22 protein-coding genes are annotated in these 23,317 nt (G+C 61.8%); 12 read left to right on the top strand and 10 right to left on the bottom strand.

What is annotated here, in order from left to right; translation table 11 throughout:
• Positions 1 to 6: 6 nt before the first annotated feature.
• The 3 genes from NE2_RS08185 to NE2_RS08175 are packed head-to-tail and all read right to left on the bottom strand — an operon-like array spanning position 7 to position 3,841.
• Positions 7 to 639, bottom strand: a complete 633-nt coding sequence (locus tag NE2_RS08185; RefSeq protein WP_051757009.1) for an MT-A70 family methyltransferase — start codon at positions 637 to 639, stop codon at positions 7 to 9.
• Positions 636 to 1,640, bottom strand: coding sequence for a replication-relaxation family protein (locus NE2_RS08180; protein WP_233429708.1), 1,005 nt, complete (start codon positions 1,638 to 1,640; stop codon positions 636 to 638). The genes NE2_RS08185 and NE2_RS08180 overlap by 4 nt, the downstream gene beginning before the upstream one ends.
• The gene (locus NE2_RS08175) at positions 1,637 to 3,841 is read right to left on the bottom strand and encodes a type IV secretory system conjugative DNA transfer family protein (RefSeq protein WP_063025314.1); all 2,205 of its coding nucleotides are present in this window, start codon (positions 3,839 to 3,841) and stop codon (positions 1,637 to 1,639) included. Before NE2_RS08175 ends, NE2_RS08180 begins: the two co-directional genes overlap by 4 nt.
• Here NE2_RS08175 and NE2_RS35550 point away from each other — a divergent pair.
• A complete protein-coding gene (locus NE2_RS35550; RefSeq protein ID WP_146165328.1) occupies positions 3,840 to 4,061 on the top strand; it encodes a hypothetical protein in 222 nt (73 codons plus the stop codon). The genes NE2_RS08175 and NE2_RS35550 overlap by 2 nt on opposite strands.
• A 222-nt stretch (positions 4,062 to 4,283) precedes the next feature.
• Here NE2_RS35550 and NE2_RS08170 read toward each other — a convergent pair whose 3' ends face one another.
• From NE2_RS08170 to NE2_RS35545, 6 genes are all read right to left on the bottom strand, one after another.
• Positions 4,284 to 4,499: a hypothetical protein gene (locus tag NE2_RS08170; RefSeq protein ID WP_231509473.1), complete on the bottom strand. Its 216-nt coding sequence runs from the start codon at positions 4,497 to 4,499 to the stop codon at positions 4,284 to 4,286.
• On the bottom strand, positions 4,487 to 4,747 hold the full coding sequence (locus NE2_RS08165) for a hypothetical protein (protein WP_146165329.1): 261 nt from the start codon (positions 4,745 to 4,747) through the stop codon (positions 4,487 to 4,489). Before NE2_RS08165 ends, NE2_RS08170 begins: the two co-directional genes overlap by 13 nt.
• Positions 4,741 to 6,210 carry a hypothetical protein gene (locus tag NE2_RS08160; RefSeq protein WP_146165330.1) on the bottom strand — a complete coding sequence of 490 codons (1,470 nt, stop codon included), beginning with the start codon at positions 6,208 to 6,210 and terminating at the stop codon, positions 4,741 to 4,743. The genes NE2_RS08165 and NE2_RS08160 overlap by 7 nt, the downstream gene beginning before the upstream one ends.
• Positions 6,211 to 6,272: 62 nt before the next feature.
• A complete protein-coding gene (locus tag NE2_RS08155; protein WP_063025310.1) occupies positions 6,273 to 7,490 on the bottom strand; it encodes an OmpA family protein in 1,218 nt (405 codons plus the stop codon).
• Between the two features lie 405 nt (positions 7,491 to 7,895).
• On the bottom strand, positions 7,896 to 8,708 hold the full coding sequence (locus NE2_RS08150; RefSeq protein WP_063025308.1) for a hypothetical protein: 813 nt from the start codon (positions 8,706 to 8,708) through the stop codon (positions 7,896 to 7,898).
• A 203-nt stretch (positions 8,709 to 8,911) separates the two neighbouring features.
• Positions 8,912 to 9,667 (bottom strand): hypothetical protein, encoded by a 756-nt coding sequence (locus NE2_RS35545; protein WP_146165331.1) that lies wholly within the window; start codon positions 9,665 to 9,667, stop codon positions 8,912 to 8,914.
• A 743-nt stretch (positions 9,668 to 10,410) separates the two neighbouring features.
• Here NE2_RS35545 and NE2_RS08145 point away from each other — a divergent pair.
• The 10 genes from NE2_RS08145 (at position 10,411) to NE2_RS37630 (ending at position 21,672) form a co-directional block, all read left to right on the top strand.
• Entirely contained in the window at positions 10,411 to 11,259 is an 849-nt protein-coding gene (locus NE2_RS08145; RefSeq protein WP_084493880.1) for an AAA family ATPase, read from the top strand.
• Positions 11,259 to 11,819 (top strand): hypothetical protein, encoded by a 561-nt coding sequence (locus NE2_RS08140; RefSeq protein ID WP_146165332.1) that lies wholly within the window; start codon positions 11,259 to 11,261, stop codon positions 11,817 to 11,819. Before NE2_RS08145 ends, NE2_RS08140 begins: the two co-directional genes overlap by 1 nt.
• A 2-nt stretch (positions 11,820 to 11,821) precedes the next feature.
• Positions 11,822 to 14,158: a DEAD/DEAH box helicase gene (locus NE2_RS08135; protein WP_106958666.1), complete on the top strand. Its 2,337-nt coding sequence runs from the start codon at positions 11,822 to 11,824 to the stop codon at positions 14,156 to 14,158.
• A gap of 440 nt (positions 14,159 to 14,598) precedes the next feature.
• Positions 14,599 to 15,000 (top strand): hypothetical protein, encoded by a 402-nt coding sequence (locus NE2_RS35540; RefSeq protein WP_146165333.1) that lies wholly within the window; start codon positions 14,599 to 14,601, stop codon positions 14,998 to 15,000.
• The gene (locus NE2_RS08125; protein ID WP_106958667.1) at positions 15,000 to 15,749 is read left to right on the top strand and encodes a hypothetical protein; all 750 of its coding nucleotides are present in this window, start codon (positions 15,000 to 15,002) and stop codon (positions 15,747 to 15,749) included. Before NE2_RS35540 ends, NE2_RS08125 begins: the two co-directional genes overlap by 1 nt.
• 102 nt (positions 15,750 to 15,851) lie before the next feature.
• Entirely contained in the window at positions 15,852 to 16,154 is a 303-nt protein-coding gene (locus NE2_RS08120) for a hypothetical protein (RefSeq protein WP_063025294.1), read from the top strand.
• The gene (locus NE2_RS08115; RefSeq protein ID WP_063025292.1) at positions 16,151 to 18,082 is read left to right on the top strand and encodes an RHS repeat protein; all 1,932 of its coding nucleotides are present in this window, start codon (positions 16,151 to 16,153) and stop codon (positions 18,080 to 18,082) included. The genes NE2_RS08120 and NE2_RS08115 overlap by 4 nt, the downstream gene beginning before the upstream one ends.
• Before the next feature lie 33 nt (positions 18,083 to 18,115).
• Entirely contained in the window at positions 18,116 to 18,991 is an 876-nt protein-coding gene (locus tag NE2_RS08110) for a hypothetical protein (RefSeq protein ID WP_063025290.1), read from the top strand.
• A 705-nt stretch (positions 18,992 to 19,696) separates the two neighbouring features.
• Positions 19,697 to 20,923 (top strand): helix-turn-helix domain-containing protein, encoded by a 1,227-nt coding sequence (locus NE2_RS08105; RefSeq protein WP_146165334.1) that lies wholly within the window; start codon positions 19,697 to 19,699, stop codon positions 20,921 to 20,923.
• 134 nt (positions 20,924 to 21,057) lie between these two features.
• Positions 21,058 to 21,672: a DUF4236 domain-containing protein gene (locus NE2_RS37630; protein WP_373862231.1), complete on the top strand. Its 615-nt coding sequence runs from the start codon at positions 21,058 to 21,060 to the stop codon at positions 21,670 to 21,672.
• Positions 21,673 to 21,769: 97 nt separating this feature from the next.
• Here NE2_RS37630 and NE2_RS08100 read toward each other — a convergent pair whose 3' ends face one another.
• On the bottom strand, positions 21,770 to 22,354 hold the full coding sequence (locus tag NE2_RS08100; protein WP_063025286.1) for a DUF4760 domain-containing protein: 585 nt from the start codon (positions 22,352 to 22,354) through the stop codon (positions 21,770 to 21,772).
• A gap of 83 nt (positions 22,355 to 22,437) precedes the next feature.
• Between NE2_RS08100 and NE2_RS08095 the strand changes: the two genes are divergently transcribed.
• Positions 22,438 to 22,938, top strand: a complete 501-nt coding sequence (locus tag NE2_RS08095; RefSeq protein ID WP_063025284.1) for a DUF4760 domain-containing protein — start codon at positions 22,438 to 22,440, stop codon at positions 22,936 to 22,938.
• Positions 22,939 to 23,317: the final 379 nt, after the last annotated feature.

Below are 23,317 nucleotides of genomic sequence, written 5' to 3'. Positions count from 1 at the left end.
GTCCGCTCAGGTAGCGAGTTTCTCCGGCGCTGCGCGAGGCTGATCAGCTTCCTGTCGAAGGTGCTTCGCATCGGATGGCACCGGATAGCCGGGAATCATGATGTTCGAGTCGATTTCGTTGCCCCAGGCGTCCCATCCTGGTTGCGCCCGGCGGGCGAACAGCTCCAGGTAGGGGCCGCCGCTGACGCGTTCGATGATCGCGTACTGCTCTTCCGGCTTATGACTGTGCTCCTGCACCGGCGCGATGAACCACGTCGGTTGCGCCCGGAAGTTGACCTTGGCCTTCCCGCGTGTGCCAAACAGGACGTGTTCGGTCATGTTGCGCAGGTATTGCCCGAGCTGCAATCGCGGTTTCACCCAGGTCAGTGGGGAACGATAGGTGAAGCCCCAGGCTTCCATGACGTCGTAGCCTGCCCTCCATGAACCGTTGGTCACCCAAAGCCACAAGTACGCATCGTCTTCCGCAAGATCGACAACAGGCATATTTTTGATCTGCTCGACAGTCATGAGCGGGTAATGCTGATCTGCGCCGCGGTGGCCTCGCTGGAGAATGTCCCAGGGTGGGTCGGCCATGATGGTGCGATAGCGACGGTGCGGCGCCGCGTTCTCGGGCGACTGAATTAGTTTGTGCTGCTTCATAGTTCACCTCCTTTCTGCAATAGTTCGGGCAGTTGTTCCGGCGCGATGATCCGGAACAGTTCCGGCCGCAGTCTGCGGTCCTTGTCGATGGCCCGGCCGAGGGCGTCGCGTCGCCTCTCGGCCTTGGACGGCGTTTCAGCGGTGATGCTCCACACCACCAGCGGGAAGACGCCCTCGTTCTTTTCTTGCTCGGCCCCTTGGCGCCAGTACGCCTCGTACTCATGGCATTTACGGATGAGCGTCGGGATGCTCTCGGTGCCCATGTCGATCTCGATGAACGCCGCGTCGACGTACTCGCTGCCGGGCGGATACGCGGTTTCGGCATACAGGTCCGGCTTGAGTGTCAGCCTCGCGCCACCGATGCCAACGTAGTCACGCCAGGCCACAGGTTCGATGTCGCACTTCAGCAGTTCCAGTTGGCCGTGCCGGGATGCCTCCACAAGCGCTACGTGCGCGGTGGCAATCCCCAGTTGATGGTCCAAGAACCGTTCGGTCGGGGTGTGGAAGCGCCGCCGGGCCACGGCTCCGGACTCCCGCCGAAGCAGGCGCTGCCCGATGTCGTCGACGTAGTGCACCATGCCGTCGCTGCCCCCGGCCAGACCTCCGACCCGGTGGGTCAGGTTGTTCAGCACACGGAGCTGTCGCAGCTTAGCCAGCGCTCGTTGCGCTTTGCGCCGGCCAGAGCCGGGTGTCAGGTCGCCGAAATGCAACGACTCGATATGGCGCACGGTCAGGAACCGATGCTCGGCCACGGACCGCAGAATGACCCAATCGCGCTCACTCAACTGCTTGGCGATGGCGGACAGATCACGGATTGGCTGGCGGGTACGACGTCGCGGCGGATGTTGGTGTGTGGTGCCCGAATGGGCACCATCATTCGCGTCCAGCGGGACGCGGAACTTGGAGCTGACCGGCGAGAATGCAGGAATGTTGGTCGAGGCGAGACGGCCATCGAGATGGCCTCTGTTAGAAGCGGCTCCGCCGCCCGCCAATCCGCTCACGCTTGCCTCCTACGCCGCGCGCCGGCCCCACCTATCGAGGTGCTGCTACCGTTGACCTGATCGAGCAGCTCAGCGAAGCCGCGTTCAATCTCGTCCAGCGGCTGGCCGTAGCGTTCACGGCTTAACCGGCGGATCTCCTCTGGGTCGCTGATCTCGGGTGGGGGCGGCAACGTCACGCCGGATGCCCATGGCTGCACCGAATTGTCGCGCATCAAGCTGGCGTAGACGTGGTGAGCAGGCAGTGTCCCGAAGTCCTGGGGTACCAAGACGGATTGCCCCTCGGCCATGTTCTTGGCGTCACCTGCTTGGAGCTGGAAGGTGATGCGGCTCCGGGCGTTGTTACGGAAGGCGTCCAACATCGCTGGGGGCATCTGTTTCTCGTATTGGTGCGCCATGTGGAATCCGGCTTTGAGGGAGCGGGCGGTAGCCAGGGCATCGCCCAAATCCGTTGGCAGTTTGAGGTAGTCCTGTACCTCGTCGATATAGACGAGTACGGGAATCCGCGACTCCTCCGGGGTGCCGGCGCGTTCCCGGATCGCTTGCCACAACTCGGCCAGCACGATCGCTCCCAACAGTTGCGCCGACTCCGGCCCGATGACGCCCTTCTGGAGCGGTACCAGCAACACCTTGCGTTCGGTCAGCACTTGGCGAATGTTGAACTTCGGATTGCGCTGCGCCAGCACTGCTCTGAGCTGTTTGGTCAGCAGTGGCCGCAGCTTGTTGCTGAGTGGCGCGATCTTGTTGTCCACGCCTTCGGGTGACAACGAGTCGAACCACTGCCAAAAGGGCCCCGCCGCGAATGGATCTTCCTTGATCACCCGCTGCGTCAGTGACCGCCGAAACCCAGGATTGGTCAGCAGGAGCGGCAACATGGCCAGACTGGCGTCGTCGCGCTTGGCCAGCACCTCCAGACTGTTTCGAAGGATGTCCAGACTGCGCGGGCCGACGTCGCCATAGAGCGATTGGAAGGTGCCGACTAGCGAATCCGCCACGACTTCCGGGGTCCGGCCATCGCTCCTCCCACCGAACGATCGGCTGAGCGGGTTGATACCGACCGGGGCCCTATCGAGGGGGTCGAGGAGCACAATATCGTTCTTCCGCTCCTCGGGGATGCGGGACAGAACGTCGGCCACAAGGTCTTTCGGTTCGATGACGACGATCGGGCGGCCCGCCTCCAGGTCTTGCACGATGAGGTTCAGCAGCAGCGTCGACTTGCCGGTGCCGTTCGGCCCAATCACCCAGGTGTGACGCATGCTGTCGATGACGTTGTAACCGATCGTCGCGGTGACGCCCGGCGCGTTCGCGGTGGCGATGGTTCGCTCACCGGTCTGCACCGCATCTGAAGGCCGTACCGGCCGGGGGTGCAGTGGCGGTTGGCCCGGGAAGTATTCATCCTTATCCGATACCGGCCACGCCAGCAGGTGACTAAGTTCGGGCACACTGACCAGTTGGGCAGGCATGAACATCGACCAGCCCGACTTCGGCTGGTTGATGCTGGCGGCCTTCTCCCCCGCCAGCTTCAAATGCACCCCGGCGGTTTCCACCGTCCCCAGCGCCGCGGCCAGACCCAACAGCAGCGATTTACGTCGTTCCGCGGTGCCGGCCTCGACGCCGATCCGAATGACGGCCGCGAAGCCATGCTGGCCAAGTTTGCGGACGAGGGCCTGACGGGCGTTCGGGCGCCGGTCAGGCAACAGACCGCTCCAGACCTTCGAGGCCACCGATTGATGGGCCGGGGGTTCGACAGGCGGCAGCATCGGCTGGCGGCGTGGCCCCAGGATTACCTGAATCACCAGGCGCTCGCCACGATTCACGGCTGTCAGCGCGCTCAGGATGGAGCGGCTCGACGCCACCCGATCGACCGGTTCCAGCGGCCAATCCGTCGCGGTCAGCTTCACCCGGCGGGCGGTGCGCATCTCCCGGCGTTCATCGGCGTCGAACGGCGTGACGACACTGCCACCCACCAACTGTTCAACCGACCGCCGTATCGGCAGGGCATGACGCAACTGGCTCCCCACCAGGTACTCAACACCGCTGGCGTCGCTGCGTGCCTCAAGGATCAGCTGCGGCGCGTGCTTCTGCGCGGCCCAGTGCCGCAGCAGCGACGTCGCCGAGGCTTCGCGAAACGGACTGGGCCAGAACAAGTGCTGCCACACCAACGAGTCAGCATCTACGGGCAGTTCGGATTGGTCAGTCGTCATGGTGAACCTCCTCCCCAGTGGTGTGCGCGTCGGTGTCGACGACGGCGCGAGCCTCGGCCTTGGCGTCAGCCGTACGGGAGGCATCAGCCAGCGCCAACGCGAGAAATGCTTTTCCCAGCAGACGAATGTCGGGGTGCTCGCGCCTCACAGTTCGCGCATAAATCCGTCGTTCGAGTTTCGCCTGATGCCGCCGCTCTCGGCCGCTCCGGCGGTAATTTGATCGCCCTGTTTTAGACATAGCAGTCCTCCTATTCGAATTACGTTTATATTGGTCTCCACCAGCGAAGATGATCGCCGGGCTAGCCGGTGAATATATTCACCAGATCATGTCTCTACTATGCGGTGAATTAATTCCCCAGGCAATAGGGTTTGCGTAAACTACAACACCGAAACGGCCATCATTAACAGAGGTGGAAAATCTGGTTTGTTTGAAAAATTTCGTTCACCACCCGGCACGCATCTTTCGCCAGATGATGATGCCGACGACGACCATGGCCACGAGGCCGATCGCGCCCAGAATCACCGCCAGCGTCGGCCACATCGACTGAATCAGACTGACCGCGAAGTAAATCGCGATCACGCCCAGCAAGATGCCGATACAGGCCCGCTTGAACTGTTCGACCATGCCGGACGGCGAGTCCCCGCTCACCGCGGCCACCGCCGCACCCACTCGATCGCCTCGTTCGCGACCAGGCCAGCGAACGCCAGTGCCAGTCGGCTGCTCGTCGGTGCCAGATCTTCTCGTTCGCCGGCAAAGCGTTCGATCTCGCCGGTGAGGCGCAAACTGCGCCTCACCACGAAATTGACCAGCTCACTGCAGGTTTCGAGATCGTCGCCCTGCGGTACCTGGGGCTGCAACTCGTTGAGAATCACCCGGTGGTTATGCGGAAAGTCCATGTTCACCACTCACCACCGAGGTCATCGGTGTCGTCCACGTCGGTAGAGGTGATCGTCACCAGGGCCGCGCCCCCTGAGGACGTCCGACGCGGCTTGTCGGCAGTGGCGGACGTGGTGGCCTCGGCCACCAGTTCGTCCAGGCGCTCCATCAGCTCGATCAGAATAGACCGGTCGACGGCGACGGACGGCCGGAGCAAGTTGGCGCTCGGGCTGCCGTCCTGGTGTGCGAACACCGCCTCCGGGCCACACCCCTGGTGGTACGAGCGGGCCAGCAGCCGCACTTGGTCGGCGCCCTTGATCGGCGCGCCCATCTTGGCGAGCGTTGAGGCAAAGACCCGCTCGGCCTTCAGCTTGAGCCTCGGCAGTTGCGCAGAGAGCCCATCCAGCTGGCGCTGCAGCGCCAGCCGCTGCTGTTCGATCGGCTCCAGCTGCGCCGCCAGATGCCCCACCTCGTCCGTCTGGAGCGAGCCGTCGCGGAACTTGGTGGCGAACACCACCACGTTCACCACGATCACAATGAGCGCGAAGAACACGCCCAGAATGGCCGCGCCGGTGATGCCGCCGCTCGCCGCCACGCTATCGCTGATGATCCGGTAGGCCATAACGATCCCCGCCCCGACGGCGAGTGCGGTCGCCAAGCCCACGAAGAGGAGCGGCAGGATACGCGCCGAGCCCACAGGTAGAGCGACTGCTCCGTCAGGGTCCTTGTAGCCCTTAAGGTCGCGGCCGAAAAACTTCAAGCCGATGGCCACGGCCGCAGTGCCCAAACACGCGAACACGACCGACGTGACGAGCGGGATAAGGCTGCCGCCCCACGCCGCGCCGTCCCCGCTCGTGATGCCCGTCAGATCGACGTTGAACACCTGCGCCAGGAAATAGACCAGTACCGGGAAATCCAGCAGCCCCGCCCACGTCGAGAACCGGTGCAGCCACACCGGCACCCGGCGGTGCTTCAGGCTGCCCGCGTCACGTTCCTCGGTGACTCTGGCGCTGACCGTCTTCATGCGCTCGGTCGCGTCGCGTGCTGGGATGACGTCGCCGTTCATGCCGGTAACCGGCTGCTTGTCCAGGCGATCCAGTTCGGCACGCACGGTAGCCATCTCGCCCCTGATCGCGGCGGCCTGGTCTACCAGTTGCGCAAGTTGGTCGGCACCGTGCTCGCGGGCTTCCTCGGCCGCCAGCATGCCCTTGCTCATCACCAGTGCTTCCATCTGGCTGAAGGCGTCCGGATCGCGGGTGACGCCGATCCGCCGCTGTTCATCGACCAGCGCGAGCACCTGCGGTAGCCACTTACGCGGAATCGGCTTGCCGGTAGCCAGCGACAGGGTGATGTCGCGTCGCGGTACCTCCGGTGGTGATGATGCTGGACGGCGGCCGGGCGCCGGGGGCGTAGTGATCGCGCGGGGCAGGGCCTCGTGGCGATCGGCGCGCCCGCTGTTTCCGTTCACAGGCGCGGTGGGCTGAATGGTCATGGTGGGATCTCCGATCTGGTTGGGGTATAGAGATTCTGGGCAGCCTTGACGGTCGTCGACCATCACTGGCCGCCGCGGCGGAAGGTCAGCTCGACGCGCCGGTTCTCCTCGGCTTTGGCCTCGTCGAAGACGCCGCCGACGATGTCCGGCACCACCGGCTCGCTGGCGCCCTTACCGGTGACGGTGCCGAGCTGCTGAGCTGGAAGCCCCAGCACCAGAAGTCGATCCGCCACGGCTCGGGCACGTTGACCGGACAGGTCGCTGTCGTCCCGGCCGCCGCCGGTGTCCGCGATGAACCCGGCGATCTCGATAGACCGGACGTTGCAGCGAGCAGCCGATTGGACGAGAGGCCGGAGGACATCGTCGGCATTCGCCGGCAGGACACTGCTCTCCGGGGAGAAGTGCAGCGTGTGGTCAGACAAGCTGGCCCAGACAGGACAGCCGCCTTCCGTGATGGCGTCCGGCACGGGCACCAGTGGCACCGGCATGGTGGCCACCGGCGCCAGCCCGGACGGCGCGTCAGGCGCGACCACGCAACTGGCCGCTTCCGCTCGCTGGCAGATCCCGGTCCACAGTTGTCCGACCACGCTGCGGGCGAACGGTGGCAAACCCGGCTGCGATCCGGCGGCGATGCCGAGGCCATGGAACGTCACGTGACGACCCTGGAGATTAGGGATACGGCCTTGCCGGGCAATGCTGTCGATGACGCTGTCCGGCCTCGTGTTCCAGCCGACGACGCGCAGATCGACCGGTGCAGCTGTCGTGATCCCGGAGGAGATGACCTCGATGTCGCCCGGCATCTGGCTTGCGCGGTCGAGCAGTCCGAGTAGGTCGAGGCCCGGCTGCCCTGCCCGTGCTTCTGCCAGCTGGTCCGCCAGTCCTTGTACCGACGCGGCGATTTGGCGCTCGGCCTCGGCCGTGGCGTGCTGCACCTGGCCGTTTGGCCGGACCGGCGTCAGGTCCTTCGTGGTGATGTCGCCGGTGGCCGAGGACACGATCCGCACGGTGGCATCGCCAACGCGCTTGGATTGTTTGGCCATGTTCGCGAGCTCGGCGGTGAGCGAATCCGGCAGAACCGCGCCGGGTTCGGCGCTGGTGGCCGTGGCGACGATGGTGATGGCGGTTGGCGCTTTGGCCACGTGCAGCGTGGTGCAACCGGCGATACCGATCAAGGTGGCCAGCGACAGGCTGATCGCCGCACCCGCGGCGAGGCCGGCGCGGAAGGGACGACCGATCCGCCTGTCGGGCGCGGAGGATGGGGCTACGGTGGGACGGGCCATGCGGCACTCCTTGGTTAGGTGTTGGAAGGCTTGGACCGAGAGATGAATTCGGATGGCGTGAGTGGGCCTGGTGCCGGATGGCCCTCCGGCACCAGGCCCGTCAAGACGACGAAGGCCGGGCGCGCCAGCGCATTTCACTGCATGGCAATATGTGACACCCGTTTAGTTCCGGTCTTCGTCGTCACCCGCGTCGCGTCACTATCAGCAGTGCATGCAGTAGCCGCGCGAGAAGCGGAGACCCGGAACGACGCCGGGCTCCAGCGTGAAAATGGCCTTCCACCATAAGACTTCACCTCCTTTCCGAGCGCCGGATACCGAAATCCGGTGCGCTCGAAAGGAAGTGAAACAACGCAAAGGCGCAGTTACGGCGTGCGCCGTAACTGCGCCATAAGGATGAGCCGAGAGCTACAAGTTAGGCCAGGTCCACCGAAAACCGAGCACAGATTGCTGGGCATAAGGAACGAAGCGGTGTGCCGCACCGTCGTTGAGCGTCAGTGGTTCCTGGAGTACCGGTTCGCCTTCGTAGTGGTCGGGCCAGGCGCAGAAGTACACGGCAGAGGGGAGGCGGTCTGGCGTGAATTGGATAGCGAAGTCCAGGTTTTCGACGCGCGCTCGTACAGGCCTGCGGACTTCGGTGACGAAGTGGGCACCTGGTTCGAAGTGCGTTTCGTACTCGAAAGCAGTGCGCTGCCCGGTGTTCAGTTGCCGACCGAACGCAATGTCGTCGCTCACGAGACCGAAGCCGTATTCGTAATGGTCTCCTAGGCGGCCGCCATACAGCACATGGATACGCTGCGCGTACGGTTCGTGGTTAAACAGGTAGCTGTCGATGCCGTCCTCGATCGCCTGAATAACCTGCAAGGTGCGGCGCAGCTTGTATGTCCCGTCGGCGGCGAAGAAGTAGCGTTCGAACAGTGTGAGCGTTCGGTGCCATTGCCGCTTGCCGTGCGGCCGTTCTACGGGGACCGTGTCCGTGATGCCTTCGTTCCGACTGACGGCATCGCCCGAGAAGGATGCCCAAAGCCGTTGGGAGTCTTCATCTGTCATGTCAAAGGCACCTATGAACCAGTTCAGAGTTTCGCCCGAGAGGTTCTCGCCGAGCAGTGCGCGGCGGATCCTATCTCGAATCTTACGGGGTAGATCGGTGTCGGTGTCGGGGTACTCACCGACGTCCCAGAGGTACTGGGCGATGACGTGGGAAACGGCGGCTTGCGGCACCTGTTCGGATCGAAGGCGCCTCCCAGCCACCCGCCACTTACGAGAATACGCCCCCTCGTTGCTCAACAGTCGAGAGAGTAATTGTCCGGTTTCGCTAATAGCGCGTTGGCGTGACGTGCTGGCCATAATTCATACCGTTCGATCCAATATCCGGCTTATAGCGCCTTGTCTTGCAGAATAAACTTGCGCATTAATAACCCTCGTCAGTAAAGCCAACCAACACCATAGCTCAAAGCGAGGCGTAGCTGATGGAATTCCGATTGCACTTCGCCCAGGCTGTCAGCGGACAGCAAGTCGTCAGAAGGCTCCAACTCTCCCAAAACAGCTGGAGGTAAGCCATTGATTCGCCAAATAGCTTTAGGGACGTCCTGTCCGAAACATAACCGCATCCGCAGAGAACGGAGGTTACGCCAGGGCGTGACGACGTAGTAAGGAAGAATTGACCGCGGAAGTAGCGAAGACGCAATAACAATACTGTAGTCGTGATATTGCCCCATGCCGATAGGCTCGGGTAAACGAACCGTGAAATCCACGTGTGAACGACCCACCCGGCGCTCCTCGACAAGTTCACCACCGAAACCCATCACAGCTTCGAGTTCCATGAAGGTATCAGGATTGCCCTGCGCTTGGGAAAAACTATACGAAACAACAATTTCATCGAGTTCCTCCGCAGTCGCGACGATCCGCCGTTCCTCAATCAGCCGAACAGCACCGTCGGTGAGGTGAAGCGTCACCCCCAGGTGTTCCGTATACCATCCAGCGTTGGCAATCGAGTCGGACTCGGTGTCTAGCGCTCTCACCGGGCCTGCCATTAACTCTGCCAACATGTACAAGGCTTGATCGATACGACGCAAGGCCGTCCTCGGGTCGCGATCGAAGCTGGCGGCAAGATCTTTAACCCGTTGGTGCAAAAACCGACGTTCGGTCCGATTACTCCCCCTATCGAGCGCAAAGGCCACTGACGCGACGTAACCGAAGGGCTCCGGTAGTCGGCCGCAGTCTTGGGTGATTCTCAGAGTAAGTTTCCCTCGCGCCTCGGCTGGCGAGTCACTCGAACTTATGCCGCAAATCTGACGAAGATGAGGGCCAATTCGTTCAACGACGTCATGGGAGCGAAGTCCATGTCCACGGCGCAGTTGTTTCAGCTCAACGAAGAGAGAGTCAGTCACGACAGAGTTGCTCCAATATGTCTAGAGGCTAAAGACGATTGTTGCACCGTCGATCGATTGCGACCAGGCGAGCTGAGTGACAAAAACATGACAGTATCGACCGTCGCGTAGACGGAACCTGATGGGGGACGGATCATAGATCGAGTGCGCCATCGGCCGCCATTCTCGGACCATGGGCATAATATACCTATCGGTTTGTATGGAAAGAGCTGAAGATTGGACATCAGCAGTAATCCGGTAACTTCAGAGGACGAGGCACGTGCTATCTACGAAGCGGCACGGCAGATCGATCCGATTGATATCGGACAGAATGATCATGAACTCCCTGCAGGGGCTGCCACGGCCAAAGCCGAGCTGTCCGAGAGTCCAGCTGTTTCACCGAGCGAGGCAAGCCCACCACCCGCCGAGTCGGAAGCCGATGGTTCGGGCCATGAGGTGTGGCGCGTAGAGCAGCTCCGCCCACCGCGGTTGCGCGATCGGTTCGCACGACTCAACAGGAACCTTGATGCCTATCGCGAAGACGGGACTCTCCGATGAACAGCGCTGTCCATGTCTCTCCTCGGTTCCGGGCCGAAGTCGAGCTTCATCTGGTTCGGAACCTCGTGCGTCTGCCCGCGCCCGGCACCCCGCTCCTGCTGGGAATCCATGGTCCGGCCGGCGTGGGCAAGAGCTTCCAACTCGATACCGTGCTACGGCAGGTCGGAGTGGCTGTCCTGCCTATCAGCAGCGCAGATCTGGAGAGTGACCGCGCCAACGACCCTGCTCGCCTCGTACGCAAGACCTATCTCAATGCAGCGCAGCAGATGGAGGCGGACGGTGTTGTCGCCGCGGCGGTCGTGATCAACGACATCGACGCAGCACTGGGTGACTGGGGGGCGATGGTCCAGTACACCGTCAACCGCCAACTCGTTATTGGTGAACTGATGCATTTGTGCGATCGGCCGGCTTCGGTCACTGGGTCGCCCAACCTGCGAGTCCCGATCTTCTTGACTGGCAACGACTTTACGAAACTCTACGGCCCGCTGCGCCGATCCGGCAGGATGAAGCTGTTCCACTGGCGGCCCGACGCAGGCGAGATGGTTGAGATTTTGCGAGCAATCCTGCCGCAGCTGCCGGTCGTCGACATCGCCGAGTTCGTGGAGCAGTTTCCCGATAAATCAACATCATTCTTCGTCGACGCGCTCAACGGCGCCCGCGACCAATACGTACGGAGCCTGCTCCACCAGTACGGAGTCCGCGAGGTTGTGTGGCAGGCCAAGCAGGGCCTGATCGACACCGACGGCCACGTCGGCGTTGCCGATCTGATTGCGGCGGCAAAGGGCCTCCTGACCAATGAGCAGGCTGTAGCCAACTACGCCACTCCAGCGTTCGAGGAGCAGTAATGGCCAGAACATCGACGTACACGGCGACATTTACACGGTTAAAACTGTTGCAAATCAATGTCAAAGCCGCCCTGGCTGAAATCGGCTGGAATGAGAAAAGTATCGATTTACTGGTAGACATAGGGCTGTCCGACGAAAACCGATGGGTACAGTCGTTCCACTCGTATGGCAAGCGCGACTCCGGCGATGGCGAATGGGTAATTCATTTCTACATTACCGTAGATTGGGATGAACATGGACGCATGGTCGTTGATTTTCCCGATGTCGGCACCCCCGACCATTGGAAGCAAGGAGTAAATCCAGGCTTGCGTAGCGCGGCTCGGGAGTTTGCGCAGCTACTCGAAGATGAGCAATTGGCTCACGAGATGCAGGTAGATCTTGCCGATTGGGTCCAGGATGATCACTCACTAAGGAAACAGGTTGAAGCCGCACTGCACCTCAGCCGGGCCAAACGACTTGAGCCCGCCGGGGAAGTCGAAACCACCGGTGTTGACATGGTCGGCGATTTGTCCGAACTAACGTTCGCTATCGAGATGGCCTACGATGAGGACGACTGCTAGCAATGGAGGCTACGGATTACGGCCTTCCGCCGAATTACACCCTTCGCACCGAGGTTGGGTCAACGATCTGTCCGTTTCGGGTTGCGAGAGCGCTCCAAGAGCTGATCACTACAGACAAGCTGACTATCGACGAGTACCTCCCTGCAATGGCTAGCAAGCCGTTCTTCCTAGTGGCTGCGACAGGGCTCGGCAAGACAGTTGTCGCACCACCGCATGTTTGGTTACAGCAATGTGCCGACCTCCGAGAAGTTCGCCCTGGAACGGTGCCACGAGTGTGGGTTGTCGAGCCGCGAGTCATGATTGCCGACGAGCAGGGTGCGTACATGCACGAAACGTTTCGCAAGCTCTTCGCCTCGCAACAGCTCGGTCCGCGAACGCCTTTCTTGTTCGGATCAGTCAGTTCGAGTAAGACCTTGCGGCCTGACGCGCCGATTATTTTTGTCACCACCGGTATCTTCACCTTGCGCGCCCGGGCAGGTGAATTTGATCCGCTACGTGATCGCGTCATCATCGACGAGGCCCACGAGACAATCGGGCAGAATCCTGACGTCGAGTTGGCTATCACCATCTGCCGACAGGCCGGCGTCAAGGTTGACTACATGTCCGCGACGGTGGACACGACCTCTATCCCCGACCTGTTGGGCATTGCCCCGGACAACATCATCGTCGCGAACAAGCAGCGGCACCCGATCTATATCAGCACCACCGGCCGGACGATGCGCGAGTCGATCGTCGAGGTGGTCACGGACCTGCTGATTCGCCGAAATCAAGACTCACCGCTCCTACCAGCACCGAACCACGCCCTGCGGGAGCGGATCATCGCGGACCTGTTCGGCGACGAGCGTCGGGCTCATGGCCTGCTGGTGGCGATCAATTCATTGTCCGGGTCAAACAGCGACGCCGTAGTTATTCAGAAGCAACTCAAGGAAGCCCGGCTACAGAGCAACAGTACGCCGCTGGCGGTACTGGAGCTGTCCAGCAAGCAGACCAAGAACCCGGCCGAGATGGCTCGCTTTACCGAGGCACTTGCCAAGGTCGAGCAACGCGCCGAGCCGTACGTGGTGGTGGCGACCAGCGTGATCGAAATGGGTGTCACGATCGGCACTTTGGACTTCGCGGTCACCATGGACAGCGGGTATGAGAACGTCGTTGTCGGTGACCGAAGCCTGCCGACGGTTACACCGCTTCCATTTAATTCCCTCAAACAACGGCTCGGCCGTGTCGGCCGACGCCGCGCCGGAATCGGCATCATCACGACCGACGTTGGTGCGCCATACACCGAGTTCGGCCGTGAAAAGCTGAACAGTCCAGACCTCGAATACGAGCCTGTACGCACGCCACTAGCAAAGGCGTCGCTCCTGTCGCTGGCTTACTACACCTTCGAGCGGGGCTGGCTAACACCGGCTGAAATCGGCGAGGGCCTAGCCAGGCTTCGCCTCCCGTCACGGCGCGCTCTGCTTACAATCCCCCGACTGACGCAACTCGTCGAAGAACGCCGCTACCTCATGCGCCTCGGCGTTGCCGACACCGACGCCAATCTCACTTCCGCCGGCAGGTCCGTCGGTCCATGGATCGGCGATGGATATCTCCCGTACGCGGTGCGGCTTCAAGCTGAATTGGCGAAGCCGACACCGGATCGGCTGGGAACATTGTTCTGGATTGTGGCCCTCGCGTGTTCGGACAGCACACTCTCGGGCCTGATGCGAAGCCGCGTGAGCCTGGACCAAATGACGGGCGCCCCAAGCCCTTTCGACCTCACCGCCGATCAGCTGTGCCGATCAAACGAACTCATCGCCCTGTATCAGGTGGTGGCGTTCTGCGGCCGGGCATTCGGCCCCTACTTGGATGAGCAGCGTGCTCCGCTGCTTTCGCTCCACCGCGCCAGCCTGTCGGGCCTCGACCGACTGTGCGAGGCACTTGGAATGGACACCAACAAGGTGAAAGAACTTCTTACTCGCGTGAGTGCCGTGATCGCTCGGGTGCCGAAGGTCAACCGCGACCGACCGGGCGCAATCAAGCACGTATTCGGCACCCGCACACCACGTGCCCTCGGCGACGTTGCCTGGCCAACCATTACCGACCGCGATGTCGACCGGCTTACGACCGGATTGCACCAACTTCCCGGTCGTCCAGCCCTACAGCTGGACGTTGAAGAGCGCAAGGACGGCACCCCGATGCTGTTCTGGGCTTCGGGTGGTCGACGAATCTGCCGCGCGGGCAGCGCCGTGACGGCACCGAACGGCAGCACGCCACGCTTCTCAGGAAGGGTGCTGCTGCTGCACCGTCCCACCCCGGAAGGCTTCTGGCTCGACGTGGCGCACGTAACGGAGCTGCGCTGATGCCCGAGCTGCCGTCCTATACCTACACGTGCCGAAACAGGGGCTGCCAAGGTGAGCGGCATTTCCAGGGTGCACCGCCAGAATGGTTCCAGAGCAAAGGGCTATCTACCCCGACGAACTGCCGCAGTTGCAAAACGTGGCTCGATGCGCAAACGGACGAGGACGTGACCTGCTCCGCATGCTCCTACCGGTTTCGAGTGCCTAAAGGCGTGAAGATCATGTTTCACCGCAACGATGGTTCATGGAAGACGCCTACATACTGCGCTCGATGCGAAAGCAATCCTGAATGGCGTCAGCGTGCCAAAATTTGCAATAGGCGACTCCGTTTCCGAACCACAACCAACCTGGACGGTTCACTCCATGTTCGAGCAGGCGCTGGCCAAAGAGCCGTACAACACGTCGTCAACTACCTACAGGCGAGGCAGATTACAACGCCTCCTGTGACGAAAGTCGAGCTGATCCGTCACAAGCAACAGTATCAAGCACTTAATTCGTTCAGCGAGCCAGAGAGCACCCTCTTCGACCACATACTGCTCCATGAAGTCAATGGTGGCCACCGCAGCTCGCTCGCGGAGGCGTTCGATCTCAATGAGAACGACGTCGATGCAATCGTTGACAAATTGGCCGAAATTGCAAATAATACAAATCAGAATGAAATACTTCAATTTAGCAGCCGGGGCTCGATCGTGAAAGTTGAACGCGAAACTGGCGTGATGCTGGTCATCAACACATTACCGAGGTCAATCGCTGGATCCAAAGTTATCGTACCGCGAACTGCGTTCGTGCCGAGTAGTGAATTCAAATTTGTCGATAGCGTACGTACCGGAAAGTGGTCGGTCTGATGGCGGATATCGCAACAGTTCTTTCCGATGCCCTCGATGCCGCATTCCCACAGGATGGCACAGCGTTTAACCTCGTACCTTTTGACCAGTGGACAGCGGAGCTCACCAAACTGCAACACAGTAAGCTTCCGGTGGAATCGATCGAAGCTCGCTGCGTATCTACTCTTGTCGAGGCCGCATCGGATATCGTCGCCTTGCGGTTCGGTAACTTCCTCCATGCTACCCGCGCGTTGGCCGTGTGGATGGAGGCGCTGGAAATAGCCAATAACTTATCGTCCGGAAGTCAAGGCATGCCTCCTCCCGCTCGTATCATTGATTGTCTGTACGAACTGGCTGCCGTGGTTGGCTCTATTGAGCAGCAGCCCGAACTCGGCTTTATCGAATCACTAACGAAGGAGTTCGACAGTCATATCTCGGTCGCTGCGGGGCGAGTGCCGAAATTTTCTTCAGTTCCAGGAGACGACGAAGGCGCCGTGGAGGAAGTGCGATTCGCCATCGACGAACTATACACGCAACGCGACAATCTTGAATGGGCCCTTCACGCTGTCCGCTTCATCAAGCTTGAGTTCGCCACGTGGAAGCTTCTCGCGGGTGTCGATGACAATCGCATTGCCGAAGCGTTGGCGTCGCTCGACGAGGAGATGAGCAGAGCGGTCAAGACATCGACAGATAATCGATGGATAATTCCTGACTCGAAAGCTCCAAAATCCTTCTGGTGGCGTCACCTCAAGTCACGCCAGCACGGTTAACGAGCTCCGATCGGTAACTTCGTTCGAGACGCAGTCCCGCTGGTAATCTGACCGCTTGAACGTGGGCGGCACGCCTCGGGCTGTGGTCAGGGAGGGGAACCAGTGGGGATGAAGGTTGATCCGGACGCGCTACGAGCGTGGGCTAAGTGGCTGGACGGACTGTCCAGCGAAATCAACGGGCTGCGAGACGGATTGACGGAGCCCTCCGAAGCGAGCGATCTGTTTCCTGGCGTCGACCTCGGAGCAAGTATCTACTCGGCGCGGGACCAGGTGAAGGGCGGCTTGACCTTCTTCGCGGCTCGGCCGCAAGAGATGGCCGAAATCGCTAAGGGAGTCGGGAACAAGTACGAGATCACCGACGACGAGTTCGCCGCGAAGCTACGTGAGATGGGTGGGCTGAAGTGAGCCCAGAGCCGGGCCGTCCGACGCTGAAGATCTCCGATGTCGAGAAGTGGAAGCCGGACGTGCTCGGCTCCTGCGCAACACAATTCGACAAGGTCGTCACCAAGGGCGATCAGCTGCTCCAGTCGATGCTGACCACGCAGGACGATCTCGCCGAGTCGTGGAAGGGCGCCGGTGCGGATTCGGCCGCATCGCGAGTGACGAGTGAGAAGACCGCCGGCAGTCACCTGATGGAAAAGATCGCCGGCCTCAAGACCGCGTTCACGACGCAGCAGACGGAGCTGGCGCACGCCAAGCAGTTCGTGATCGACAAGCGAAACCTGATCGTGGGCATGGGCTTCGAGGTCGCTGACGACGGCACAGTGACTGCGGAGGCCAAGCGAAAGGCGATCCAGGCTGCGGCCGGCAACTCGCAGCAAGAACCCGCCAACGTGACCATGGCAACGCTGCAGGTGGGCTACGAAGCCCAGCAGCAACACGTTGCGATGTTGGGCGCGCTGCAGCACGCCGAGAACACCGCCGTCGGCGCGAAGGCGGCGATCGACATCGCGAACCAGGCGCTCAACCATGTCGCCATGTACGAGCTGCCGCCCAAGCAGATTCGAGCGATGTTCCCTGGCCTGACCCATCCCGACACCGCGAAGCCCAGCGAGTTGCCACCGATCCTCGGTGGCGCCTTGCAGTTGGAGCAAGGCATCCCGATCACGGTGACAAACGCCGACGGCTCGACGACCACCACCACGCCGAACCCGGATGGGACGCTGACGGTCTCGACCTCGGTGCAGCAGCCGGATGGCTCCACCGTCATGACCGAAACCACGGGAAATCAGCCGCCGGTCACCACAGTGACGACGAAGCCGGACGGTGCTGGCATCACCAGCGTGACCGTGACAGCCGCCGACTGCAAGTCGCAGCAGTTCCAGAAGGTGCCCGAGGACAACGGTAAGACCAGCACGTATGCCGTTAACGCCGACGGCTCGCGCGGCACGAAGGTGTCTGAGTCGTACCCGCAGAACGGCGGCACGACGACGGACCGCTTCGGACCTGGTGGCGTCATTGAACGCCAGTGGCAACGCCCCGACGGCTTCCGCGCGTTCGAACAGTACGTCCCTGGACCAGATGGGCAGCCCAAACTGGCCGGCACTGCCAATTCGGCTGGCATGCGCTCCGTTATGAATCCTGATGGCACGATCACGACCACCGACGCGCAGGGTAAGACAGCGCAGACGGCCCAACTGGCTGATGGTCGGATCGTCACCAAGTTCCCCGATGGCTCGGTGCTGCAGTACGACCCCAACCAAGCGCCGGCCGGAGCGCCCAAGCAGACGATCTGGGACAACACCAAGCTTTGGGCGGGTACAGAGTGGAACAGCTTGTACGGTTCGAGCAAGGACACCGTGATTCAGCATCCGCTCGCGACGGGGTTCGCGGGAATGACTGCAGGGTCGGCTCCTTTCGCGGAGGCAGCTGGTAACTCGTTGGCCGCCCAGGCGCAGGCGGCGATGGCGGATTCGCAGGCATCGCAGGCCCGAGCGCTTCAGTTGCTGGATTCCGGGACGCCGGGCGCCGGGCACGCGTTTGTTGGGGCGATGGACTCCGCCACCGACGCAGCCAGCAAAGCCCAGCTGAGCCAGTTGCTCAAGTCCGACGGGAAGATGCTCGGCGGTGTCCCGTTGGGCGCGGCGGTCAATATCTACACGAACTATGACGACTGGAGTCACGGCAAACCTTTGGACGAGGCGGCAGCCAACGCAGCCGGCGGGACGGCAGGTGGCTGGGCTGGCGGGCTTGCTGGAGCGGAAGCCGGGGCGTGGGCGTGCTCAGCGGCCGGGCCGATCGGGTCAGCCTTTTGTGCTGGCGCCGGAGCGGCACTGGGTGGCTTTTTCGGCGGCTCGTTCGGTGCATGGGCCGCTGAACAGCCCTTCAAGTAGCCTGACGCAGGAATCGAACCAGGAGGATGCCGGTTGTCCGCGAACGCGAGGATCCAATCACCGCTACTTCCGTGGCCGAGCGAATGGGGTCCGCAGCGTCCTCCGGCCAAACTGCTGCTCGCGCTGGGCTTCTTTAGTTTGTGTGTCCTGATCGCAATCCCCTACGCTATCGACTTCGCAACCCATGGAGACACGCTGAGGGCGTTTTACGGCGTGCTTGGTGGGGTCGTGGCGGCGAGTTTCGTGTTGATGCTGGTGCCCAGTTTGCGCGTCCGGCGAAAGAGCCTGCCTTCCAACCTGCACGTCGGCCCAAGCGGACTGTTTATCGAGGTCAAATCTTCGTGGCGCCCGGTCCTGATGCTTTGGCTCGTGACAGGCGTGATCTTTCTGGTGGTCCGCGGAGCGCTGTTTGTTCGTCACCTTTCGAGCGATGACGACGGGGCCGGCTCGGCGATAGACGTCGGAGGGATCGTCACCGTCGCCGTCGTGCTGGTGATGATCGTGTTCCTCGTGTTCTTTCTGTTTGGTCGTCATCGTCGGTACAACGTCGTTCTGTCCCCGGGCGGGATATCGCAGGGTATGGGCCGTACGGTCCGGACGTTGTCCTGGGATCAGGTCGGTGCGGTTCTGCCAGACATAGTGAACAGCGCTCATACAGTGCGCACCTATCCCACGGCCGGTGCACGAGTTGATGTTGACAACGGACGTGGGTTTCTCGACCGTCTGCAGCAGGGGTTGCTGGAGCAATCCATCGATGTCGCCGCGTGGACACTGGCGTTGGACCCGTCGCTTCTGCTGTATCTGATCCGCTACTACTGGCAGCATCCCGAAGCACGCGATGAGCTGGCGTCGGAGGCAGTCGTTGATCGGATGCGCCGTGGCGAATTGCTCGCCGGCGCAACGCAGTAGGGACGTAGCCAATGCGCTCACTGAGGAGTCAGCGGCGGCTGTCATGCCCATAGCTCCGCGCATGGAAGATGCGGCAGATCGCGGCAGACCTTGTCGTCGATCGTGACGGTAAGACCTGAACAGTGTTGCGTTAGCTCCCGTGCCACATCGCGAGCTTGTTCCGCGCTCGCCTGGTAGTCGAGTGTGAGGGCACCAGATTCGATACGGATATGGCGCTGCCGCCGGCTCCCGTAGGTGGCTGGCATCGGGCATCACGCTCCGCACCGGGCGCCGTTCGGCATCCGTTCTGCCGCACCACGGTCTAGTGCCCTGAGCAGGGTGGCTCGGCTCACCGCAGCTTCGAATTCCGGTTCGACGGCGGCGCCCGACTGAGTGATGGTGGCCGACTGCATGTTCGGGACCTCGGTTCGTAGCGGGATCGGCGGTGCACCCGGCACCGGGGGCTTTCGCCGTCAGTTCGCCTGCCTCTCAAGCGAACTGGCGCGCCGTTGGAGGAGAGAGAGGCGTCACCCCGGTGTCGGGTGCGGTCACGACGATATGGCCCGGTGGCGGCACTTTTGCCCGCAAATACCCACCTCCTTTTGAATATACGGAAACCCGTATATGGTCCGTTGTGTGGCTAAACTCGTTGCCCGGCAATGGGTTTGCTTTCGCGCAACTTCCCGAGATGCATTTTCATTTTGAGGACGGGGAACGGCCGTGCACATGACAACTGGTGAAGTGATCCGGCGCATTCGCAAGTCCATCGGGATGACCCAGTCGGAACTCGCTGCCCTGATTCACGTCACGCAGCCGGGGATTTCCCAGCTCGAACACGACGGACCCGCCATTCACGATGTCCGAACGTTGCGCCGCGTAGCTCGTGCGTTGGGCGTGCCACTTGACATACTGGTGGTGGAGGACGAAGAGGAGGCGGCCGTGAAGCGACGCGAGTTCTTCAGAGTAGGCGCCCTCGGCGCTGGCAGCATGGCGGTGGTCGGTGCAGGAACGTCGCGGGCCGCCCCGGACTCGGCTTCTGGATCGACGCTCAAGGTGGGAGCGGCCGATGTTTCCGCGCTTTCCGACAGCGTGAACCAGATCCATGACCTTGATTTGGTCATCGGCGGTGATCGTCTGCGCGCGGTGGCGGCCGCGCAGGTCCGCTACGCACAGCACCTACTGAATGTGGGCAGCTACAGCGACGCCGTGGGGAGCGATCTGGCGAGCGTGACCGCTGAAATGATGGTCGCGGCAGGCTGGGTGCACTACGACTCCGGAGATCCGGACAGTGCCGGCCGGTACTACGCAGAAGCTGCTCAAACCGCCACGGCGGCCGACGATGGCGTCGCTGCTGCACATGCCCTGGGCAACGCGAGCCACCTCATGGTCAATCGGTTCGGCTCGAACACTGCTCCCGATCAACGAGCGACCCAGTATGCACAGGCTGCTTCACGGGCCGCGCTTAAGGCAGGTGGCCCCAAGCTACGGGCACTGATGGCGCTACGGGAGGCCGAAGCTCATGGTGCCCGCGGTGACAGGGCCGAAATAGCCAAGGCGATCGGGAGAGCCTTCCGGGCCTACGAATCGACCAGGGGCTACGACCCTGACTGGGTGTACCTGCCCGAAGCCGAGATGAGCGGGGTGTCGGGCAAGGCGTATATGCGTCTCGGCGACTATGCGGCCGCCACGACACATCTGCGAGATGCGATCGAGCGGTCGGCCGCATGGCCTCGGGAGCGCGCGTCATGGCAGCTGCACTTGGCGCACAACCTTATTCAAGATGGCGACGTCTCGCAGGCATGCTCGGTGCTCACCGGAACATTGCCGACGATCTCTGATCTGGCCTCTGCCCGGCTACAGAAGCGTTTGGATGAAACCGCTGCCACCCTGCGGCCCCACGCGAAGGTGCCGGAGGTGCGGAAACTTCTTGCTATGTGGGCGTATCGAGCATAGCGACGCCGATATCGCCAGTCGTCATGCCTTTTGGCTCCACGACGCCTCAAAGGGCACGGTCGGTTGACCAAGTGTATGTGTCTGCGCCGTATTCGGCAGTATCATCAATCTCAGCCCGTGTGCTATTAGTCTGAATGGCTTCGCACCACAGACTTTCGAGTTCATCTGCCAAGGGGGAGTCGATGGTTCGCATGACGAGAAAGTTCGGTCCGGTGCGTATCACCGCATCGAAATCCGGGTTCGGCGTCAGTGCCGGTGCTGGTCCCGTTCGAGTGACACGCCGTGCGGACGGCCGTGTGCAGCGGACAGTGCGCCTTCCCGGCACTGGCATATACGACACCAAGACTATCGGTGCGCGCCCGAACCGCCTCCCCCGACAACAACTCGTGTCCTCCGCTCGGACGGGCTCTCCCGCTGCGGCCCCCGCTAGTCGCGACGCTGAGATCGGTATCGCCTTCTTTGTATTGGTCGTCGGTGGTGGAGCGGCCGCAGCCCTTGCAAGCGGAATGATCTGGCTGGCAATACCACTGTGGCTGGTTACGGTCTTTCTCGTCTACTGCGGATTACTGGCGCGATCTGACAGACGAAAGGCCGAGGCTGGTCGCACCACCGCGCGGACAAAGGCCAGCAAAGTCCGCGATCTGCCTGCCCCAACCGCACCACCAGGCTGGTATCGGTCGCCCGACGACCCCGGCCGCCAACGGTGGTGGGACGGTCAGTGCTGGGCGGAAACTGAAGCCGATGCCTGATAGGGCCGTTACTGCTGCGGGCAGATGTTTCTGGGCACAACGGCCTTTGCGCACAGCAGATTGTCTATGAACCGGTCCGATGGAGCTTCCTCGTGCGCTAAGGCTCTGACCGTGGTCTCGCACGGTCGGGCTCGTCTCCGCGCACAGGCATGCTGCCCTCGCTGGTAGGGAGGGTTGGAAGCGAATCCGGGCTCAGAAGTGTCCGCGCGGAATCGTCGGGGAGGCGCCGCGCACGGCCTGCGTAGTATTCGAGCAAGCTGAGCATGTGCTTGTCGCCGTACGGATTGTTCAGCCGTTCTGCCTCGACATAAGGTTCGACCGCGTCCCAAATGGCCACGATTCGCGCGCGAATCCGGGCAAGCATCACCTCCTCATTGAGGACGCCCATCGCGATCTGGGTAGCGATCATCTGGTAGAAGTACACGACACTCACGAAGGCGTCGCGCTCCTCGTCGGGCAGATCGGAGAAGCCGATTCCTGCTTCCTGCGGCTTCGGCAGAGCCATCACCGTGCGGTGGGCGTCGTGGAACTTCGGGGACCGAAACTCTGCCATCAGGTTCGACATGGTGGGGATGTGGTTTGCGCTTCGCGACAGTCGTTGCTGTCTGACGGCCATGGTGGTGGAGACGGCGATCGACCCGATGGAGATGAGGAGCGCGAAGGCGCTGATTGCGAGAGTCATTGTGTCCCTGCGGTGTTGCGGGCGCGACGGTCGCGAGAGATCAGCTCTTGTGTGAGGCCACCTCGTCCGCGATCGTTGGTGCTATGAGCGCATTCCTCGCGGTTGTTCCGGCTCTGACGCTCTTGGTGGCGGTCGCCGGCCTCGGCAGATTGGTGCACGAGACCAGGCGGGAGAATCGCCGTCAACAGCAACGTGCCACGGTCACCTACATCACCTCGACGCTGCAGCGGCAACACGAGTTGTACGCCGAGATTCATCAAGACCCCGACTTCGCGCGCAAGGCCGCGGTCATCGACAGCGCAGAGTTCCACCAGCTGACCTCCTACTTCGCTCATCTGGAGTACCTCGCGGCCGGCGTGAACATGAGGATCTTCGACGAAGAGGTCGTCAACCGCACCGTCGGTGGTCGAATTCTACGTGCCTGCAGCATTTTTCGAGCGTGGATGGATTCCGAGCGTGTTCGATTGGAGAATCCAGCGGTCTATGAAGAACTGGAGCAACTTGCGGTGCGGCTACGTGAACGGCGGCGCCAGGCGATCCCGAGCGGACTGGCCGCGCAGCCCGCAGAACTGGAGACGAGCTGAACCGTGTTGCGCTGAAGCGTGTGACCTATCGCTCAGTACGCGAGCAAGTCTCGTCCGCGCGGCTTCACCGCAGCTTGCATGCGGGCAAACCGTGAACACCATGATCGATCGCACCGCGGCGTAAAGGTGGTCGCTCGGAGCGGCACGGTCGTGGGCACGCGGTTGCAGGTCGAGGTTACAAGTCGTGCTACCCGTTCTGTGATCTGAAAGATCTTGTAACGCAGACCAATACGCGACCTGCACGGCGCCGAATAGTTCATGGAGCGTCGAAGATGGCTGGTCACGCACTGCCGACCATGGCTGATGGGATGGAGCTCATGCCGATGTTCCACCGGTGGCCCCATTGCTTTGGTAGGACGGCGCGGATCGCTACTTTCAT

Origin of the sequence: Nocardia elegans NBRC 108235 (assembly GCF_001612845.1) — a bacterium.
Lineage (GTDB): Bacteria > Actinomycetota > Actinomycetes > Mycobacteriales > Mycobacteriaceae > Nocardia > Nocardia nova.
Note: the sequence above shows the minus strand (reverse complement) of the source record. Positions and strands in the feature narration are given on the sequence as shown.

What these genes read in the sequence shown, in the direction of transcription:
- NE2_RS08145 (WP_084493880.1), top strand. Translation starts at nt 10,411, where the DNA reads ATGAACAGCGCTGTCCATGTCTCTCCTCGGTTCCGGGCCGAAGTCGAG.
- NE2_RS08160 (WP_146165330.1), bottom strand. Translation starts at nt 6,210, where the DNA reads ATGACCATTCAGCCCACCGCGCCTGTGAACGGAAACAGCGGGCGCGCC.
- NE2_RS35550 (WP_146165328.1), top strand. Translation starts at nt 3,840, where the DNA reads ATGGTGAACCTCCTCCCCAGTGGTGTGCGCGTCGGTGTCGACGACGGC.
- NE2_RS08135 (WP_106958666.1), top strand. Translation starts at nt 11,822, where the DNA reads ATGGAGGCTACGGATTACGGCCTTCCGCCGAATTACACCCTTCGCACC.
- NE2_RS08100 (WP_063025286.1), bottom strand. Translation starts at nt 22,354, where the DNA reads ATGACTCTCGCAATCAGCGCCTTCGCGCTCCTCATCTCCATCGGGTCG.
- NE2_RS08175 (WP_063025314.1), bottom strand. Translation starts at nt 3,841, where the DNA reads ATGACGACTGACCAATCCGAACTGCCCGTAGATGCTGACTCGTTGGTG.
- NE2_RS37630 (WP_373862231.1), top strand. Translation starts at nt 21,058, where the DNA reads ATGGCTTCGCACCACAGACTTTCGAGTTCATCTGCCAAGGGGGAGTCG.
- NE2_RS08105 (WP_146165334.1), top strand. Translation starts at nt 19,697, where the DNA reads ATGACAACTGGTGAAGTGATCCGGCGCATTCGCAAGTCCATCGGGATG.
- NE2_RS08185 (WP_051757009.1), bottom strand. Translation starts at nt 639, where the DNA reads ATGAAGCAGCACAAACTAATTCAGTCGCCCGAGAACGCGGCGCCGCAC.
- NE2_RS08125 (WP_106958667.1), top strand. Translation starts at nt 15,000, where the DNA reads ATGGCGGATATCGCAACAGTTCTTTCCGATGCCCTCGATGCCGCATTC.
- NE2_RS08155 (WP_063025310.1), bottom strand. Translation starts at nt 7,490, where the DNA reads ATGGCCCGTCCCACCGTAGCCCCATCCTCCGCGCCCGACAGGCGGATC.
- NE2_RS08140 (WP_146165332.1), top strand. Translation starts at nt 11,259, where the DNA reads ATGGCCAGAACATCGACGTACACGGCGACATTTACACGGTTAAAACTG.
- NE2_RS08095 (WP_063025284.1), top strand. Translation starts at nt 22,438, where the DNA reads ATGAGCGCATTCCTCGCGGTTGTTCCGGCTCTGACGCTCTTGGTGGCG.